Raw genomic sequence first — 18,110 nt, 5'->3', positions numbered from 1 at the left:
AATTTCTATTTTTTTGTCGGCGATGGCGATTGTTGTTCCGCGTGCTCAATGCCAAGCCCGATCAGTTCAATCATGCGATCATGATGACCACTGCTGTAGAGGTAACCAATGAGACATTCAAAAGCGGTAGCATGTCTGTACTCCAATACATCTGCATTTTTGGGTACACTACCCGACTTGGCATTCCGCCCTTGCCGGACGATATCCCGTTCTTCCTCTGTCAGTTCATCCTCAATCGTTGTAAGTATGCGGCTCTGTGCCTTCGCTGATACCAACCCGGTTGCACTACGGTGCAAATGATTGGGACGCATGTTTGCCTTCGACAACAGATATTGACGAACAGCTACCTCATATACCGCATCACCAATATAGGCCAGTGCAATAGGTGGAATCAACCTCGCAGGTCTGGAAGGAGGATAAGGGAACCACCCTCCCTCTGTGACCTGGTCCTGTTGTTTTGGTGTATTTGGATGTCCTTCGCTCATTTGCGCCGCCATCTCATGCCCTGCGCCGTATCTTCAAGCAGAATGCCACGTGCAGACAATTCATCGCGAATTTCATCCGCTCTTGCCCAGTTTTTCGACTTGCGCGCTTCTACACGCTCTTCAATCAGACGTTCTACTTCCTCATCCAGAAGTTCTGGCTCTGCGTCAGTATAGATGCGCAGCACAGCATTCAATTCACTGAACAACTCGAGGAGTGCGCGAATGTCTGCCGCATTAACCACTTCTTGCTGCAACAGTTGGTTGGCTTCCCCTGCCCACTCAAACATCGCAGTAATTGCATCAGGAGTATTGAAATCATCCTGCATCTTCTCGTGATACTGCTGACGAATTTGGTCGAGTCTTGCCGCAAACTCTGCTGTGATGTCCTGATCAACAGTTACTGCATTCAGACGATGGTTCAGGTTACCTACCGCATTTGCAATCCGGTCCACACTGTTCTGTGCCTGCTCCATCGTATCATCCGTGAAGTTCAATGGATTGCGATAGTGGGTAGACAACATGAAATAACGAATCGCTTCGCGTTTATATTGATTCCGCAAGTCTTTAACCAGAACACCATTACCGAGTGATTTCGACATCTTCTCGTTATCAATCCGGATGAATCCATTATGCATCCAGTAGTTCGCAAGTGGTTTACCTGTTAATACCTCGGATTGGGCGCATTCGCACTCATGGTGCGGGAACTGCAAATCCTGTCCACCCCCGTGAATGTCCAGTGTATCCCCAAGGTACTCCCTAGCCATGGCGGAGCACTCAATATGCCAGCCTGGTCGACCATCGCCCCAAGGACTGGACCAATAGATCTCACCTGGTTTGGCAGCCTTCCAGAGCACAAAATCTTCAGGATGCTCTTTGCGCTCGTCCACACCCACACGGATTCCAAATTGCAGCTCCTGCAGGTTTTGTTTCGAAAGTTTGCCATATTCGCTGAATTTGCCTGTGCGATAATAGACGTCACCGCCATTTTCATACGCAAATCCTTTTTCAACTAGCTCACGGATAAAATCAATGATCAGCGGCATGTTTTCCGTTACTCTCGGATTGCTGCTTGCCTTGGGAATACCCAATCCCTCAATGTCTTCATAATAGGCAGCAATAAATTTCTCAGCCACGTGAGGAACGTCTGTTCCAAGTTGTTCTGCTTTGCGAATCAACTTATCGTCCACATCCGTGAAGTTCACCACATAGTTCACATCATGTCCTGTCTGTTCCAGGTATCCACGAACCGTGTCGAAAAAGATAACCGGGCGTGCATTCCCGATATGAATGTAGTCATATACCGTTGGTCCGCAGACATACATTTTCACTTTCCCTGGCTCTTGGGGAACAAATTTCTCTTTGGTACGACTCATCGTATTATAAATCTGAAGCGTCATGGTCACTTATCCTTTCATCCTATACTGCCTTTATTTATTGTATCACGTATCACGCACAGTCTCATTTTCACGGGCATTTTGCAGTGTACGTACTTCTTCCTGCAATCGTTCGAGTTCTTTTTGCATACCGCGCAAGGAGTCAACGACCGGATCGGGCAATTGCTGACTGAGGCGATCTACCCGTCGGCCATCCTGTTTAACAATTCTGCCCGGTATACCTACTACGGTACTATTGGAAGGGACCTCCTTAAGCACAACGGAGTTCGCACCAATGTTACATTGATCTCCCACGCTAAATGAACCCAACACCTTGGCTCCGGATGAGATAACCACATTATTACCAATGGTCGGATGTCTCTTCCCTTTTTCTTTCCCTGTTCCGCCCAGGGTAACCCCCTGATAGATAACGACATCATCGCCAATCTCACATGTTTCTCCAATAACGACGCCCATTCCGTGGTCAATAAACAACCGATTTCCGATCGTAGCTCCAGGATGTATCTCGATTCCTGTCATAAAACGGCTAACCTGCGAAATGAACCGGGCAACCGAGAACCATCTTCGCTTGTATAAAAAATGAGCGATCCGGTGTGCCCATATCGCATGCAGCCCTGAGTAGGTGAATACCACCTCAAACCAACCTCGGGCCGCCGGATCGTTTTCAAACACCGCCTGGATATCTGATCTGATCTTCTTGAACATGCTCGTTCCCCTCTTGTTCAGGTTCCCGTCCTCCGGCTTACCGGACGGCGCGTTCCTTGGTAGTGTACTGCACACTCGCCTAAACAAAAAAACGCCCCTGCAGCATTTAGCTGCAGAGGCGTTTATCGCGGTCCCACTCTGCTCGGTCCATTCTTAAATAGAATGAGCCCTCAAGCGGTTTGGTAACGGAAACCAATCGTCACAACCTATCCTAACGTTTTCCCATGTCATGATCGACAAAGGCGGGGCCGGATTCGGCTGTGCAGCTCACGGGCGCATTTCGACTGATGGACAGTGGATGGTTCACAGCCACCGCATCCAAAGAAATCTCTCTTTGCTACGGGACCATCCTCTCTGAATCTGTCCGGGTCAGTCTACTCCTCCCGATCTTTGCTGTTCTATTAGATACATCATATCAATTATTCGTTGTGTTGTTATTATAGCGAAAAGGCCTCAGACTGACAACAGCCTCCTACGTAATCTATCCATCGTAGGACTGTGTTCAGATTCCAAATAAACGGAATGTCTTCGACTAAGATTATTTTACTTGTGCAAGCAAACGTTCGATCACCGTATCACGACCCAGAAGCACGATCGTTTGGTTCAGATCCCGTCCATGCGTCTGTCCAGTCAAGGCTACACGAATTGGCATAAAGAGCTGTTTGCCCTTAAAGCCGGTTTCTTTCTGTACTTCCTTGATCAATCCAGCCATTTTGCTTGGAGTAAACTCTTCGCTCGCCTGTACTTTATCCGCAAATGCCTTCAGTACAGTTGGCACCTGCTCCTCCGCAAGCACTGCTTCTCCTTCACTTTCAAGCTCCAGATTGGAACGGAAGAACACTTCCGACAATTCGACAATATCGGAGGCAGAATTCATCTGCTCTTGGTACAGGTGTACCAGAGTATAAGCCCATTCTTTTTGTTCAGCAGACAGCTCGGAAGAAATACGTCCAGCCTTTTGCAGATGCGGAATGGCCATTTCGGCAATACGTTCCGGGTCAGCATGTTTGATATAGTGGTTGTTCAAGTGCGCCAGCTTGTGGGTATCAAATACCGCAGGGCTCTTGGACAAACGTTTCGTATCAAAAATGGAGATCAGTTGCTCTTGCGAGAAGATCTCTTCTTCCCCTTCCGGCGACCAGCCGAGTAAGGAAATAAAGTTAAACATCGCTTCAGGCAAATAGCCGAGCTGATCATACTGCTCAATAAACTGGATAACGGACTCATCCCGTTTACTCAGCTTCTTGTGATTTTCATTCACGATCAACGTCATATGACCGAATTGCGGTGGCTCCCAGCCAAGCGCTTCATAGATCATCAGTTGACGCGGCGTGTTCGAGATGTGATCTTCCCCACGCAGGACATGGGAGATCTTCATCAAGTGATCATCCACAGCAACGGCATAGTTGTATGTGGGAATGCCGTCTTTTTTCACAATGACGAAGTCACCGGATTCCTTGCTGTTGAACGAGATTGTGCCTTTAACCATATCATCAAACGTATATGTGCGCTCTTCCGGCACACGGAAACGAATACTCGCTACGCGGCCTTCCGCTTCAAACGCACTAATTTGCTCTGGAGTCAGGTCACGGTGTTTGCCAGAATAACGCGGTGTTTCTCCACGTGAAGACTGTTCCTCGCGCTCTTGCTCCAATTCTTCTTCCGTGCAGAAGCAACGGTAAGCCAGACCTTTATCCAGCAATTCCTGCGTATATTTACGATAGAGGTCCAGACGTTCCGTTTGACGGTATGGTCCGTATTCTCCGCCCACGTCAATACTTTCGTCCCACTCAATTCCGAGCCATTTCAGGTATTTCAGCTGGCTTTCTTCACCACCGGCAATATTCCGTTTCACGTCCGTATCTTCAATACGAATAATGAATTTACCGTTATTATGTTTGGCATATAAATAGTTAAACAACGCCGTACGGGCATTCCCGATATGCAGGTGTCCCGTTGGGCTCGGCGCGTAACGCACACGAATATCCGTGCTCATATGATCCCCTCCGTCACTAATTGATTGATGATATCACACACGTACAAGGCAAACAACGGATTGAGCGGCAATGCCCTCTCCCCGTCCCGGGAATCCCAGTTGCTCTGTCGTTGTTGCTTTCACGTTCACCTGTGTTACATCCGCTTCGAGTGCTTTGGCAATAACCTCAGCCATCTGTGGGATGTAAGGAGCCATCTTTGGCTTCTGGGCAATAATCGTTGAATCGATATTCCCTAAGCGGTATCCGCGATCCTTCACAAGCTGCCATACATGCTCCAGCAATTTCAGGCTGTCGGCATCTTTGAATTCCGGATCGGTATCCGGGAAGTGCTTGCCAATATCCCCAAGTGCCAGTGCACCCAAAATGGCATCACTGATCGCGTGCAACAGCACGTCTGCGTCCGAGTGACCCAGCAGGCCTTTTTCATAAGGAATCGTTACTCCGCCAATAATACACGGGCGTCCCTCTACCAGCTGATGTACATCAAATCCCTGTCCTACACGTATCATCGCTTCTTCTCTCCCCCCAGCAAAAACGCAGCATATTTCAAATCTTCCGGCGTTGTTAATTTGATATTGGTATAATTGCCTTCCACAACCTTGACCGACATTCCCTGACGTTCAGCCAGCATGGCATCATCTGTTCCCAGAAATCCGTCCTGCTCAGCTGATTCGTAGGCGGAGAGCAGGGAAGAAAGACGAAAAGCCTGCGGGGTTTGAATGCTCCACAGACTGCTGCGGTCTGGCGTCGCCGTAACGACTCCTTCCGCATTCACTTGTTTGATCGTATCCTTCACGGGAACCGCCAGTACAGCTGCTCCACCACCGGCTATGGCGGCCGCCATGCATCCCTTGATCTGCTCATGGTTCACAAAAGGACGTACCCCGTCGTGAACGAGAACCCAATCCGTCCCAAGTGCCTCAAGGCCTTTATGGACAGAATGTTGTCTCTCTTTCCCTCCGGGGATAACACGGACACGTGAATCCAGTTGGTATTCTTTTACCCAATCCTGGCAGCGTTCAACATCTGCGGTTCCTGTGACCAGCACCATCTCGCGGATCTCGTCCAGCGCAGCAAATACCTCAAGCGTATGTATGAAAACGGGCTTGTCCTGCAGCAACAGAAACTGTTTGCTCTCGGTCGTCCCCATCCGGGTTCCGCGACCTGCTGCCACAATGACAACGCCCCACCCTTTATCCATGCCGCAATCCCTGCCTTGTCTGTCAGTTTATCGTCCAAAGATATACAATATCATTCAACGATACACTACCCATCATACCGCTTTATTGGGCTTTTTCCAACAGTTTCGGCTTGGCAAAAATCATTCGTCCCGCTGAAGTCTGCAACACACTGGTCACCAGCACTTCCATCATCATGCCGATATACTCGCGTCCGCCCTCCACAACGATCATTGTGCCATCATCCAGATAGGCTACACCTTGACCATGCTCCTTGCCATCCTTGATGATCTGCACCATGATCTCCTCACCTGGCAGAACAACCGGCTTAACCGCATTGGCGAGATCATTAATGTTCAACACAGATACACCTTGGAGTTCGCACACTTTGTTCAGGTTAAAGTCATTGGTGACCACTTTGCCCTGAAGCACTTTAGCCAGTTTAACCAGTTTGCTGTCCACCTCGGAGATTTCCTCGAAATCCCCCTCGTAGATCAGGACTTTTACATCAAGTTCCTTCTGGATTTTGTTCAAAATGTCCAGTCCACGCCGTCCTCTGTTCCGCTTGAGCAGATCCGATGAATCAGCAATATGCTGTAACTCCTCCAGAACAAATTCCGGAATTACGATCGTACCTTCAATAAATCCGGTTTTGCATATATCAGCGATACGCCCATCGATAATAACACTGGTATCCAGAATTTTATGTTCTTCCATCCGTCTATCCTCGTCCACCTCGGGATGACCCCATCGTCCAGACATCCAGAAGGCCCCCAGATCGTCTTTCTTCGCCATGGCAAGGGTATAACCGGAATAAGCACTAATCACCGTCAGCGCCACTTGCAGCACCTCTCCTGCCGTCCCCATCCATCCCACAACAGGGTAAAGTAACAAGGCCACGAGCAATCCTGCAACGGTACCTGCAGCACCTGCAGCCAATTCATTCATAGGTACTTTTGCCAATGAATCAATTCCACTATGCAGCCTGTCTGCCATCAATGTTCCACCAATATTACATACAGCCATAAACATTACAGCTCCCAGCAGCGTCGATATACCAGCTCCCAGTAATCCTGCTGACTGAATCCACTCCGCCATCCATGGGACCGATTTTCCTGCCAGATGATATGCCGTGTAGCCGAACCATGCACCGCACAATCCTGTAAAAGTTAAAATGCCTTTTTTCCACATTAGTCCCTGCACCTCCTTCAATGTATCTTGATCTTTATATCCAGTATGATCCAATTCCTGAATTGCTAATCCCATCTGGAAGAACTTTTTGGAAATGTTGCAATCGTCAGTTGAAAGTAGGTAAATTATTGGCATATAATGAATTCAATTCATATCCCGAGGTGAGTGGCAAAATGAGTACGCTAAGTTTACAGGCTTTCCAGGATCAAGTTTCTGAACTGTTGTTGCGTCATCGCAGCCTGATTGATGTACTGTCCAAAACGGGACAAGCCGGAGCGTCTGTTAACCGTGCCGTGTCCAAAGCCATTACCGAATGCGGCTGCATCGAGCTGCACGCCACCAAGCAGAAATATGCCCCGGAGAGCGATATCGCTCAAACCAAGGGCCTGCTGGAAACGCATGTGGAAGGTGAGTTGTGTGAGAACTGCAGAGAGGTCATCAGCTCTGAGCTAGGGCGTAACCTGTTCTACATGTCGGCTCTCTGCAATCTGCTGGACATTAACATGGAAGAGGTCGTAAATCACGAATCACAGAAGTGTTCAACGTTAGGGATGTTTAATCTGTCGTAAGAAGATATGTATGTCGTCCGTAAGGGTTTCTTTTACCGTAAATAGATCTGAATAAACAAAAAGCACGCATTCTCCAGTTCAGGAGAGTACGTGCTTTCTTTGTATAGTGTCTGTCCCCAAGGCGACTTAACGATCGGAAGGACGGGAAGATTTCTCATCCTTGCGCTTTTTCGCCCGACTACGCGAGGCCGCTGTTCGCACATTATGCTTCATTCCATACAAGGCGTATAACACCAGCGGAATAAAGATCAATTTGGATAACTGCTCTGGGAAAATAACGGCTACAGCTATGGCAAATAACACAACCCATGGTGCAATCCAGATTGCCTTGCGTGGCAAACCGACCTTTTTGAAATTGGGATATTTAAGCGAACTCACCATCAGATACGATAACAGCAACGTAGCAATCATCATGCTAACCGGGCCAATATCCTTATTGAACAAGGACAGTGTGGCCAGTACCCCGCCGGCTGCCGGTATCGGCAGACCTGTGAAGTACCCGGGAATTCCCGGACGAACATTAAATCGAGCAAGACGAATGGCTCCACAAATCGGAAAAGCCGCTGTTGCAATCCAGGCGAGGATCGGCATCGAATCTTGAAACGACACCATAAATATGATCAGGGCTGGTGCTGCACCAAAGGAAACCATGTCAGACAAGGAATCAAGTTCCTTACCGAATTCACTTTGAGCATTGAGTGCACGTGCCACTCGGCCATCCAAACCATCCAGCAGCATCGCTACAATGACCATAATGGCAGCCAAACTGTAATTTCCATCAATCGCAAGCAAAATTGCCATCATTCCAAGAAACAGATTACCCAGGGTAAAGAGATTCGGAATGAATCTGGTTAGCATCGTTGTTTCACCTCATCCATTTCAAGCCTTTATATAGGCAAACCCTTACATCTGTCTGTCGATAAACATTTGCTCCTGCAAACGTTTGAGGCCTTCCTTAATGGTCCGGGCACGAACTTCACCAATACCGTCCACTTCGTCCAGTTCTTCAATTGTAGCCATAATAACATGAGGCAATTGTTCGAATTGATCCACCAGGTTATGGATAATAACATTGGGCAGGCGGGGGATCTTATTTAATACCCGGAATCCACGAGGGGCAACCGAATCCTCAGAAGTAGCCGCTGATGATGGATAGCCGAGAAGACGGACAATATGATGTGCATCCAGCAACTCATCGTCCGACAATCTTTTCAGTCCCACGATAATTTCACGGATTTTGTCATCACTGTCGTCACGGGCATAGTCTTTATACAATAACCAGGCTTCTTCTTCCGTTGTACCCACAAGTTCTTCCATTTGCATGGAAATGAGTCGTCCCTCATTCCCGAGTTCATGAATGTACCGTTGGATTTCCGTTTTGATCCGCATCACCATTTCGGTACGCTGAATCACATTAACCACTTCAGGAATCGTTACTAATTCCTCAAATTCCGAAGCACTCAGATTCGTAAGGGACTGTGTTAATACCGCTTTGTATTTCTCCAGGGTTTGGATCGCTTGATTCGCTTTGGTCAAAATAACCCCGATTTCCTTGAGGGAATAACGAAGTGTTCCCTGATACAAGGTAATGATATTCCGGCGCTGTGATATGGATACGACCAATTTACCCGTTTGCTTTGCTACACGCTCTGCCGTCCGGTGACGAATCCCCGTCTCTGATGAAGAGATAGATGAATCCGGGATTAACTGGGTATTGGCGTAAAGAATACGCTTCAAATCCTCGCTAAGAATAATGGCTCCATCCATCTTGGCGAGTTCGTACAGATAGTTTGGGGAGAAATCACAGTTAATTGAGAATCCCCCATCCACCACTTCCATTACTTCAGGGCTGTATCCTACAACAAGCAGTGCGCCCGTCTTGGCGCGCAGCACATTTTCCAGACCTTCGCGGAAAGGTGTACCTGGTGCGATCAGCCTTAACAACTCATTCATATTATCCAGTTGGCTCATATCTTTCATCTTGTTATGCCCCCTAATCTAAAGCAACCGCTAGTGCATCTGCCACGGTATTCACACCGATCAGTTGTATCCCGCGAGGATGTTTCCAGCCCTTTAAGCTTTTTTCTGGTAAAATGACTCGTTTGAAGCCCAGCTTTGCGGCTTCCTTCACTCGTTGTTCGGCCCGTGATACGGCTCGAACTTCACCTGTCAGACCGATCTCGCCAAAGATGACGTCATCCGGCTTGGTCGGTACATCTCTCAAACTGGATGCAATGCTGACGGCAACCGCCAAGTCTACAGCGGGCTCATCCAATCGTACTCCACCAGCCACGTTCAGATACGCATCCTGGGTCTGTAAAAACATGCCCATCCGTTTCTCCAGCACTGCAATGATCAGATTTAATCGATGCAGATCTACCCCTGTTGCCATACGGCGAGGAGAAGGAAAATGGGTCGTCGAGATCAACGCCTGTAATTCCACGAGCAGAGGACGTGTCCCCTCCATACTGGCAACTACCGTTGAACCTGCTACACCCAGTGGACGTTCCGACAAAAAGAGTTCGGACGGATTGCCCACCTCACGAAGTCCATCCTCGCCCATTTCAAAAATACCAATCTCATTGGTGGAACCAAAACGGTTCTTCACCGCACGCAGCAGGCGATACGTATGATGCCGTTCTCCTTCAAAATAAAGCACGCAATCCACCATATGTTCTAACATACGTGGACCAGCAATGGCACCTTCTTTGGTAACATGCCCCACAAGAACCGTTGCAATGCCTCTGCCTTTGGCAATCCGCATGAACCTTGACGTACATTCCCTTACCTGTGCAACACTACCAGGCGCACTGGTAACTTCGGGAAGATATACCGTCTGAATGGAGTCGATGACCAGAAAATGCGGCTGGATCTGATCCACCGCTTCCTCTACACGTTCCATATTGGTTTCACACAGTACATACAACTCGGCAGAGAGTGCCCCGAGACGGTCTGCCCGCAATTTGGTTTGCTTGACTGATTCCTCACCGGAAACATATAACACACGCAAACCCGAATGCGTCAAAGCATGAGACGTCTGCAACATCAACGTTGATTTACCAATACCCGGATCTCCGCCCACCAGAATGAGTGAACCCGGAACGATTCCGCCACCCAATACCCGGTTCAACTCTCCGATTCCAGTCTGTACACGCGGTTCCTGACCGCTATCTATATCTATGATAGGAAGCGGTTTATCTTTACTGTCAAACAGAGGAGAATTTCTCCCTTGTGTTTTGACCACCGTCTCTGTTTCTTCCACCATTGAATTCCATGACTGACAACCCGGACACTTACCGTACCACTTGGGGGCTTCATAGCCGCATTCCGTACATTGAAACTTGGTTTTAACTTTGGCCACTTCAGCACTCCTATAATTTAATTTTATAACAGCATTTTGCATTATTCGACGAATTTCACCCAAACTCCCTGACGTGCAGGGTTACTAAAAGTTTACCATTGTTTGAGATTTTTCGTAAAGGATTATCGCAAACTTTACACATGTTCCTGACATAATCATGTCCGTCTTCTGTCCAAAGTGCAAAAAATCCTCCCCGGCCGAAGCCGGGAAGGATTTGATTAAGGATTATGGATCAATACAAGCTGAAGTTTAACTCCAAAGCTTGCTAAATATTATTTAGTTTCGATTTCCTCATTGGTCGGAACGACCACGTCTTTTTTCGTAACAGACAGTGCACCGTTCTCTTCGTCGATGAGCAATGAATCCCCTTTGGTTACGTTACCTGTGAGCAACTCTTCGGACAATTTGTCCTCGATATGCTTCTGGATTGCCCGACGAAGCGGACGCGCACCGTAAGCTGGATCAAAGCCTGACTTCGCAAGGAAAGACTTGGCATTATCAGTGAGTTCGAAATCGACCTCATGTTCGAGCAGTCGTTTCCGAAGTTCTTCACTCATAAGCGTAACAATTTCAGCGATGTGTTTTTCTTCGAGTGAATGGAACACGATAATTTCATCAATCCGGTTAAGGAACTCTGGACGGAAGCTTTTCTTCAGCTCATCCATCACTTTCCCCTTCATGTTGTCATAATCTGCTCCTGCATCTACAACTGCAGTGAAGCCCAGTGTAGAGTTACGTTTGATCGCTTCGGCACCCACGTTGGATGTTAGAATGATCAGCGTATTGCGGAAGTCAACGACGCGACCTTTGGAATCCGTCAGACGACCATCCTCAAGCACTTGTAACAAGATATTGAATACTTCTGGATGTGCTTTCTCGATTTCATCGAGCAGGACTACGGAATATGGTTTGCGACGAACTTTCTCTGTCAGCTGGCCACCTTCTTCGTACCCAACATATCCTGGAGGCGCTCCGACAAGTCGGGAAGTCGAGTGCTTCTCACCATACTCGGACATATCAATCCGGATTACTGCATTTTCATCGCCGAACATCGCTTCAGCCAGAGCACGAGCAAGTTCTGTTTTACCTACCCCTGTAGGGCCGAGGAAAATGAATGAACCCATCGGACGTTTTGGATCTTTAAGTCCCGCACGAGCACGACGAACCGCACGGCTGACAGACTTCACTGCCTCATCCTGACCGATGACACGTTCATGTAGAATAGACTCCAGATTCATCAGACGCTGTGTCTCTTCTTCTTTCAGTTGGTTCACAGGAATTCCTGTCCAGCTGGCTACCACTTGTGCGATATCCTCAGGAGTAACCTCGGAATCGGTGCGACCTTGTTTCTCTTTCCACTGGTTCTTCGTTACATCCAGCTCTTCACGGATTTTTTGTTCCGTATCACGCAGAGCTGCTGCTTTTTCGAACTCCTGACTTTGAACTGCAGCGTCTTTTTCCTTACGGATATCTTCCAGACGGCTTTCCAGTTGTTTCAGGTTTGGTGGGATCGTGTAAGAGTTCAATCTTACTTTGGAACCCGCTTCATCAATCAGGTCAATCGCTTTATCTGGCAGGAAACGGTCTGTAATGTAACGGTCAGACAGTTTAACCGCCTGCACAATTGCTTCGTCCGTAATTTTCACGCGGTGATGCGCCTCATAACGGTCACGCAAACCGTGCAAGATTTGAATCGCTTCTTCCGGAGAAGGCTGATCTACAGTAATCGGTTGGAAACGACGCTCAAGCGCTGCATCCTTCTCGATGTATTTACGATACTCATCCAGCGTTGTTGCACCAATGCACTGCAATTCTCCACGGGCCAGAGCCGGTTTCAAAATGTTAGAAGCATCGATGGCACCTTCAGCTCCGCCTGCGCCAATCAAGGTATGCAATTCGTCGATAAACAGGACAATGTTACCTGCTTGGCGAATCTCATCCATGATTTTTTTTAGACGATCTTCGAACTCACCACGATATTTGGTTCCAGCGACTACAGAACCCATATCCAGGGTCATTACACGTTTGTCGCGCAATGTTTCCGGAATCTCATTTGCAATGATTTTTTGTGCAAGGCCTTCAGCAATCGCTGTTTTACCTACACCTGGCTCACCGATCAATACCGGGTTGTTCTTCGTACGACGGCTGAGCACCTGGATGACACGTTCAATTTCTTTACTACGTCCAATGACCGGGTCAAGGTTATTCTCTCTGGCGTATGCCGTGAGGTCACGTGCCAGACTGTCCAGCGTTGGTGTGCTTACATTGGCAGGTGTGCCATTATGGCTGGATACAGCTTCACTGCTGCCAAGCAATTGCAGCACTTGTTGACGTGCTTTGTTCAGGCTAATTCCTAGGTTATTGAGCACACGTGCTGCAACACCCTCGCCTTCACGAATCAATCCAAGCAGGATATGCTCTGTGCCTACATAAGTGTGGCCCAATTTACGAGCTTCATCCATAGACAGTTCAATTACTTTTTTCGCACGTGGCGTATATGCAATGTTGGTAGGTTGCTCTTGGCCACGGCCAATTAGCGTTTCTACTTCATCCTGAATTTTTTCCAATCCGAGTCCCAGGCCGATCAGTGCTTTGGCTGCGATGCCTTCGCCTTCACGAATGAGGCCGAGCAAAATATGCTCAGTACCGATGTTATTATGACCGAGACGGACAGCTTCTTCCTGCGCGAGTGCGAGCACCTTTTGGGCCCGTTCCGTAAATCTTCCAAACATCATATCTCCTGCACCTCCATGGTTTTGGATAAAACGAGGTCATGTAATGAAATAACCGTCGTATTCTTCATATCATTTTTGTTTGCAGCCGTGCTGCGAATAAAGTCATTCGGCATTTGTACATGCCTTATTATATAAAAGCCGCAATGCGGCATGAAACCATAATTCAATACTATATCAGGCTAAACTAGGACTGCTTCGCTGCATTAATCGTATCACGAATCAACTGAGCACGGTATATGTCACGCTCATCTGTGCGCATATCTTCCCCGAATGTTTTCTGCAAAAATCCCGGCTGTGTCATCACATTCAACTCATTCATTACCGTGATGGACAGTCCATCCAACAATCCGAGATCCACGCCAAGGCGTACATCCGATAAGCGCTGTGCAGCTTCCTTGGAATCAACAATAGCTGCATGAGACAATATGCCATAAGAACGCATGACACGATCCGTAATCCGCAGTCTGGAGTCGGTAATTAACCGTTCTCTGGCTGTACGTTCATGACCAATCATCTGTAACACAACACCATGCAGGTTCTCAATGACTTCCTGTTCGGTCTGTCCCAATGTAATCTGGTTCGAGATCTGGAACAGGTTACCCATCGCCTCGCTACCTTCACCGTATATTCCTCTTACCGTCAATCCCACTTGGGAAACTGCGGTTAGAATACGGCCTATCTGTTGTGTCATCACCAGGGCAGGCAAGTGCATCATAACCGATGCTCTAACACCTGTACCTACATTAGTAGGACAGCTGGTTAAGTATCCTCTGCGATCATCAAAAGCATAATCCACGTGCGCTTCAAAAGCATCATCTATTGCGGAAGCTTTCTCCCAGGCTTCTTTCACCTGGAACCCCGGATAGAGGCACTGGATACGAAGATGATCCTCTTCGTTAATCATAATACTGACTGACTCATCCTCACTGAGAATAACCGCACCATTCCTGGATTCATTCGCAAGACTTGGACTGATGAGATGTTTCTCCACCAGCACCCGTTTGTCGAGTTCGTCAATATCGATCAGATCCAACGTATGAAAATCCCCAAAGGCATGAACGTCATCGTATTGAAGTACTTCGCTCAGCTTATTCAGCACCTCTTCCGATTGCTCATTGGAAGCCAGCATCGGAAACGGAACATGCTGAAGGTTGCGTGCAATCCGGACACGGCTGCTAATGACAATTTCGGAATCAGCCGCATCACTGCGCATCCAGTCGCTGAGCGCCTTCTCTGTAAAGCGCAGATTAGGCATTACGCATCCCTCCTACTCATGACAAACTTTACTCCTGAGCTATTCCTTTTTCAAGTCCTCTGATCTGGTCACGGATCTGGGCCGCCTCTTCAAATTCCTCTTGCGCGATGCTCTCTTGGAGCTCACGCTTCAGATCAGCGATTTGCCGTTTCACCTTGATGCGACCACCAGCTCGTGCAGGCACTTTGCCTACATGGGACGTATTACCATGAACCCGCTTGAACAAAGGATCCAGACGACTGTCAAAATATTTATAACATGAACTGCAGCCGAACCGGCCTATCTTACTAAATTGTGCGTACGTCATACCACACTCTTCACATTGAAGAGCTTTTGCAGGTGGTGTTCCTGCCGATCCACTTTTGCCGGCTGGATCAAAATCAAGCAATCCGGACAACAAGTTGTGAATGGAAAACCCACCTGCTGTTCCAGGGATCATTTCCCCTTTTTCACGGGCACATGACTCACAAATATGGAATTCCGTCTTCTCTCCATTTACGATCTTCGTAAAATGAAGTGTCGCCGGACGTTTATTGCATTCTTGGCACAGCATATTGATGTACCTCCTTTGACCCCGATAGTTTTCATTTACCGAGCAAAGATATTAACATCGCCTTCAACATTCTGGCACGAATTTGATCCCGGTAAGGAAGTTTGACCAATATAACCTCTCTAGATACAGCAGCTCGCATCAACCCGGCTTCCCGTTTGTTCAAGAAGCGCGCTTCTTCCAGTTGATAGATCAGACCTTCGGCAGCTGTCTGCCCGATCTCTTCACCAATACTATGGTGCAAATGATTATGCAGAGCTGATTGGGCCGGTAATTCAATGCGCTGTATGCGAACATAACCACCACCGCCGCGTTTACTCTCTACCAGGTATCCCTTCTCGAGTGTAAAACGTGTGCTGATGACATAATTGATCTGGGAAGGTACACATGAGAATTGATCTGCCAGATCATTACGCTGAATTTCAACCATTCCTTCGGGACTTTCATGCAAAATACTCTTCAGATATCGTTCGATAATATCAGAGATATTACGCATCCAATCATCCTCCACTGTCTGAAACGTTAAGTCAATAAGGACCCACACGCCCCCACAGAGTACACCTTCTCTACCCATTTAACCAATCAGGGAAACAGCGAATCTTGCTTCCACAGGTGTTAACAGGAGAGCGAAGGAAGCACGAAGGTCCTTTAATATTCCCTTGATCCTCCGATGAAATGAATCCCGTATATTGGCGATCATGCATCAGATTGTAGAAAGAAAGCTACTTAAGTATTAAACCTTTAGTTGACTTTGACTTTCTTTGACTTTATAACCATTATAACATATTTTGTGGTTTTGCCAAGTGGGGTCACTATTCATTTTTTACGATTTTACACGAAATATTCCCCAGACACAAAAAAACCTCCCCAAAATTGCTGGAGAAGTCCATTTGTCTTTCAATCACGCCGTATTTCTATATAAGCTAATCAAGTTAAATGGAGCAGTGGGAATAGTCATCAGAAGAAATCGAGCAAATAGGTTTCCCGTTCAGGAATCGCTTGTTCCAAAGCCTTGATTGCTGTGTTCGGTCCGTGAATTCTTCCGATTCGTGCCATTTCCGTTGGTCTGCGATATCCCATGAGCACCGCGGTAAGGGATTGAATATCCACCTTAATGATCTGATCATCAGTAATTGGCTCCGATGTTTTCCATATGGACGCTGTTCCGTTCATTGCTACGTTTAATTGCCATACCCCTTCATTCCATGGAGCGTGGGCATCTTCTACCTGAAGTACAATCTGAACCGGTGAGTCCTGGCTTGCAAATGGATACTGGGATATAAACTGCTCTACACTAACGATACGCGCCATAAAATAAGGTACAATCTCCTGCTGAATCCGTGGGTTATCCAATTGGAAGGCAAGCGTATCACTGGCAGGCGCCTGCAACGTAACTTCCTGGATCATGGAATCATGGTTAGCAATAAAGGTCCACAGCCCTTGCCTAGCCTCTTCATTCAGATAGATGATCTCTTTAATGGTAAATTTATTTTCCTTAACCTCATATAAAAGATAACCTTGTGCTGCATCAGCTTCATCGTAATATACAGCCTTCTGGCTGGTCCCATTAACAAGAACTGAATTCTCCCACCTTGCATCATCCCGAACCAGAGTTCCGTTATAACGCTCAGCATAAGCACTGTATACTTCCTTTAATATGCTGAGGCCCGGATCCCCACGCCGAATTGTTCCAGGTGTCGCTTTTTTCTGAGGCAAATGAGCTGTAGGTACTTTATAACGTTTAAATTCAACATACGTCTCCCATCCATACTTCCGATAGAAACCAAAAGAGAATGGATGCAAGAATGATATGCTCTGTTTGTTACGATTCATTTCTTCCAACGCATGCTTCAGCAGACCCGCTACCCAGCCTTTGCGTCTATACTCTGGCCAGGTGGCAACACCCGCAATACCGCCCATCTCGAACGATCTGCCATGAATATAGGTTTGAAAAGGAATGATGTGAAGTTTGGCTCCTAGCTGCCCGTCCTCATATACACCCCATATATCCTGTGACGAAAATTGACTCCGCCGTTTTTCTTTCTGTTCTTCACTCATTACTACTTGAAAAGCATATTCGGAGAGTGCCATCGCCGGTTCAAAATCATCTACCGTCAATTTCTGAATTTCCATGTTGTCCTACACCCCATTCGCTAGAGTTATATCAATCCAAATCATGGCCTGATATCTGATATATGTACCCCTTAGAGTGTGTCAGAGGATTCTTACAAAGTCAAATAAGAGATGCTTCCGCATCCCCTAAAATAAACAAATAAAAACCACCACCGAATAACATCGGCAGTGGTTCTTCGCTTGGCGGCGTCCTACTCTCCCAGGACCCTGCGGTCCAAGTACCATCGGCGCTAGAGGGCTTAACGGTCGTGTTCGGGATGGGTACGTGTGGAACCCCTCCGCCATCGCCACCAAACGCGATTTGTCGAAGCATAGCTTCTTAAAATCAGATATGGAACTGAAAATCATACACACGTTCTGTGATGTACCAATTTTCATTTCAGAGATCGTTCTCTGAAAACTAGATTCGAAACGAAACATGCGAATTATCACTTGCTATTGGATAAGCCCTCGACCGATTAGTACTGGTCAGCTCCATGCATTGCTGCACTTCCACCCCCAGCCTATCTACCTCGTCGTCTTCAAGGGGTCTTACATACTGGGAAATCTCATCTTGA

The 18,110-nt window shown here is 47.4% G+C and carries 16 protein-coding genes and 2 rRNA genes; 1 reads left to right on the top strand and 17 read right to left on the bottom strand.

The features are described from left to right. Window positions 1-5: 5 nt before the first annotated feature. The 7 genes from CXK86_RS30015 to CXK86_RS29985 all read right to left on the bottom strand — a co-directional run bounded on the left by CXK86_RS30015 (window position 6) and on the right by CXK86_RS29985 (window position 6,950). The gene (locus CXK86_RS30015) at window positions 6-485 is read right to left on the bottom strand and encodes a Mini-ribonuclease 3 (RefSeq protein WP_076254727.1); all 480 of its coding nucleotides are present in this window, start codon (window positions 483-485) and stop codon (window positions 6-8) included. After that, window positions 482-1,882 carry a cysteine--tRNA ligase gene (gene cysS, locus CXK86_RS30010; protein WP_017692055.1) on the bottom strand — a complete coding sequence of 467 codons (1,401 nt, stop codon included), beginning with the start codon at window positions 1,880-1,882 and terminating at the stop codon, window positions 482-484. Before cysS ends, CXK86_RS30015 begins: the two co-directional genes overlap by 4 nt. A 42-nt stretch (window positions 1,883-1,924) precedes the next feature. Next, entirely contained in the window at window positions 1,925-2,584 is a 660-nt protein-coding gene (cysE, locus tag CXK86_RS30005; protein ID WP_036607155.1) for a serine O-acetyltransferase, read from the bottom strand. A gap of 538 nt (window positions 2,585-3,122) precedes the next feature. After that, window positions 3,123-4,580, bottom strand: a complete 1,458-nt coding sequence (gltX, locus tag CXK86_RS30000) for a glutamate--tRNA ligase (RefSeq protein WP_036671577.1) — start codon at window positions 4,578-4,580, stop codon at window positions 3,123-3,125. A 33-nt stretch (window positions 4,581-4,613) separates the two neighbouring features. Next, on the bottom strand, window positions 4,614-5,090 hold the full coding sequence (gene ispF / locus CXK86_RS29995; RefSeq protein ID WP_076254730.1) for a 2-C-methyl-D-erythritol 2,4-cyclodiphosphate synthase: 477 nt from the start codon (window positions 5,088-5,090) through the stop codon (window positions 4,614-4,616). Continuing rightward, on the bottom strand, window positions 5,087-5,782 hold the full coding sequence (gene ispD / locus CXK86_RS29990; protein WP_036607150.1) for a 2-C-methyl-D-erythritol 4-phosphate cytidylyltransferase: 696 nt from the start codon (window positions 5,780-5,782) through the stop codon (window positions 5,087-5,089). The genes ispF and ispD overlap by 4 nt, the downstream gene beginning before the upstream one ends. An 82-nt stretch (window positions 5,783-5,864) precedes the next feature. Beyond that, window positions 5,865-6,950: a PIN/TRAM domain-containing protein gene (locus CXK86_RS29985; RefSeq protein ID WP_047841132.1), complete on the bottom strand. Its 1,086-nt coding sequence runs from the start codon at window positions 6,948-6,950 to the stop codon at window positions 5,865-5,867. 173 nt (window positions 6,951-7,123) lie between these two features. Between CXK86_RS29985 and CXK86_RS29980 the strand changes: the two genes are divergently transcribed. Beyond that, a complete protein-coding gene (locus CXK86_RS29980; protein WP_017692049.1) occupies window positions 7,124-7,519 on the top strand; it encodes a nucleoside triphosphate pyrophosphohydrolase family protein in 396 nt (131 codons plus the stop codon). A gap of 126 nt (window positions 7,520-7,645) precedes the next feature. Here CXK86_RS29980 and pssA read toward each other — a convergent pair whose 3' ends face one another. From pssA to CXK86_RS29930, 10 genes are all read right to left on the bottom strand, one after another. After that, a complete protein-coding gene (pssA, locus tag CXK86_RS29975; RefSeq protein WP_017692048.1) occupies window positions 7,646-8,377 on the bottom strand; it encodes a CDP-diacylglycerol--serine O-phosphatidyltransferase in 732 nt (243 codons plus the stop codon). Window positions 8,378-8,422: 45 nt separating this feature from the next. Then, the gene (gene disA / locus CXK86_RS29970; protein WP_036607144.1) at window positions 8,423-9,499 is read right to left on the bottom strand and encodes a DNA integrity scanning diadenylate cyclase DisA; all 1,077 of its coding nucleotides are present in this window, start codon (window positions 9,497-9,499) and stop codon (window positions 8,423-8,425) included. A gap of 13 nt (window positions 9,500-9,512) precedes the next feature. Then, window positions 9,513-10,880: a DNA repair protein RadA gene (gene radA / locus CXK86_RS29965; protein WP_101315041.1), complete on the bottom strand. Its 1,368-nt coding sequence runs from the start codon at window positions 10,878-10,880 to the stop codon at window positions 9,513-9,515. Between the two features lie 272 nt (window positions 10,881-11,152). Next, window positions 11,153-13,615: an ATP-dependent Clp protease ATP-binding subunit gene (locus CXK86_RS29960; protein WP_101315040.1), complete on the bottom strand. Its 2,463-nt coding sequence runs from the start codon at window positions 13,613-13,615 to the stop codon at window positions 11,153-11,155. A gap of 184 nt (window positions 13,616-13,799) precedes the next feature. Beyond that, entirely contained in the window at window positions 13,800-14,870 is a 1,071-nt protein-coding gene (mcsB, locus tag CXK86_RS29955) for a protein-arginine kinase McsB (protein WP_036607140.1), read from the bottom strand. 28 nt (window positions 14,871-14,898) lie between these two features. Further along, entirely contained in the window at window positions 14,899-15,423 is a 525-nt protein-coding gene (mcsA, locus tag CXK86_RS29950; protein WP_036607138.1) for a protein-arginine kinase activator protein McsA, read from the bottom strand. A gap of 31 nt (window positions 15,424-15,454) precedes the next feature. After that, entirely contained in the window at window positions 15,455-15,916 is a 462-nt protein-coding gene (locus tag CXK86_RS29945) for a CtsR family transcriptional regulator (RefSeq protein ID WP_036671579.1), read from the bottom strand. A gap of 461 nt (window positions 15,917-16,377) precedes the next feature. Next, window positions 16,378-17,553: a GNAT family N-acetyltransferase gene (locus CXK86_RS29940; RefSeq protein WP_076254732.1), complete on the bottom strand. Its 1,176-nt coding sequence runs from the start codon at window positions 17,551-17,553 to the stop codon at window positions 16,378-16,380. Between the two features lie 178 nt (window positions 17,554-17,731). Continuing rightward, window positions 17,732-17,848, bottom strand: a 5S ribosomal RNA gene (gene rrf, locus CXK86_RS29935). Window positions 17,849-17,991: 143 nt separating this feature from the next. Next, window positions 17,992-18,110, bottom strand: a 23S ribosomal RNA gene (locus CXK86_RS29930); the annotation flags it as partial.

Source organism: Paenibacillus sp. BGI2013, assembly GCF_002843485.1.
Taxonomy (GTDB): Bacteria; Bacillota; Bacilli; order Paenibacillales; family Paenibacillaceae; genus Paenibacillus; species Paenibacillus amylolyticus.
This window is presented reverse-complemented; position numbering and strand designations above follow the sequence as displayed.

Coding starts and splice junctions, on each gene's coding strand:
- CXK86_RS30015 (WP_076254727.1), bottom strand. CDS start 485: ATGAGCGAAGGACATCCAAATACACCAAAACAACAGGACCAGGTCACA.
- cysS (WP_017692055.1), bottom strand. CDS start 1,882: ATGACGCTTCAGATTTATAATACGATGAGTCGTACCAAAGAGAAATTT.
- cysE (WP_036607155.1), bottom strand. CDS start 2,584: ATGTTCAAGAAGATCAGATCAGATATCCAGGCGGTGTTTGAAAACGAT.
- gltX (WP_036671577.1), bottom strand. CDS start 4,580: ATGAGCACGGATATTCGTGTGCGTTACGCGCCGAGCCCAACGGGACAC.
- ispF (WP_076254730.1), bottom strand. CDS start 5,090: ATGATACGTGTAGGACAGGGATTTGATGTACATCAGCTGGTAGAGGGA.
- ispD (WP_036607150.1), bottom strand. CDS start 5,782: ATGGATAAAGGGTGGGGCGTTGTCATTGTGGCAGCAGGTCGCGGAACC.
- CXK86_RS29985 (WP_047841132.1), bottom strand. CDS start 6,950: ATGTGGAAAAAAGGCATTTTAACTTTTACAGGATTGTGCGGTGCATGG.
- CXK86_RS29980 (WP_017692049.1), top strand. CDS start 7,124: ATGAGTACGCTAAGTTTACAGGCTTTCCAGGATCAAGTTTCTGAACTG.
- pssA (WP_017692048.1), bottom strand. CDS start 8,377: ATGCTAACCAGATTCATTCCGAATCTCTTTACCCTGGGTAATCTGTTT.
- disA (WP_036607144.1), bottom strand. CDS start 9,499: ATGAAAGATATGAGCCAACTGGATAATATGAATGAGTTGTTAAGGCTG.
- CXK86_RS29960 (WP_101315040.1), bottom strand. CDS start 13,615: ATGATGTTTGGAAGATTTACGGAACGGGCCCAAAAGGTGCTCGCACTC.
- mcsB (WP_036607140.1), bottom strand. CDS start 14,870: ATGCCTAATCTGCGCTTTACAGAGAAGGCGCTCAGCGACTGGATGCGC.
- mcsA (WP_036607138.1), bottom strand. CDS start 15,423: ATGCTGTGCCAAGAATGCAATAAACGTCCGGCGACACTTCATTTTACG.
- CXK86_RS29945 (WP_036671579.1), bottom strand. CDS start 15,916: ATGCGTAATATCTCTGATATTATCGAACGATATCTGAAGAGTATTTTG.
- CXK86_RS29940 (WP_076254732.1), bottom strand. CDS start 17,553: ATGGAAATTCAGAAATTGACGGTAGATGATTTTGAACCGGCGATGGCA.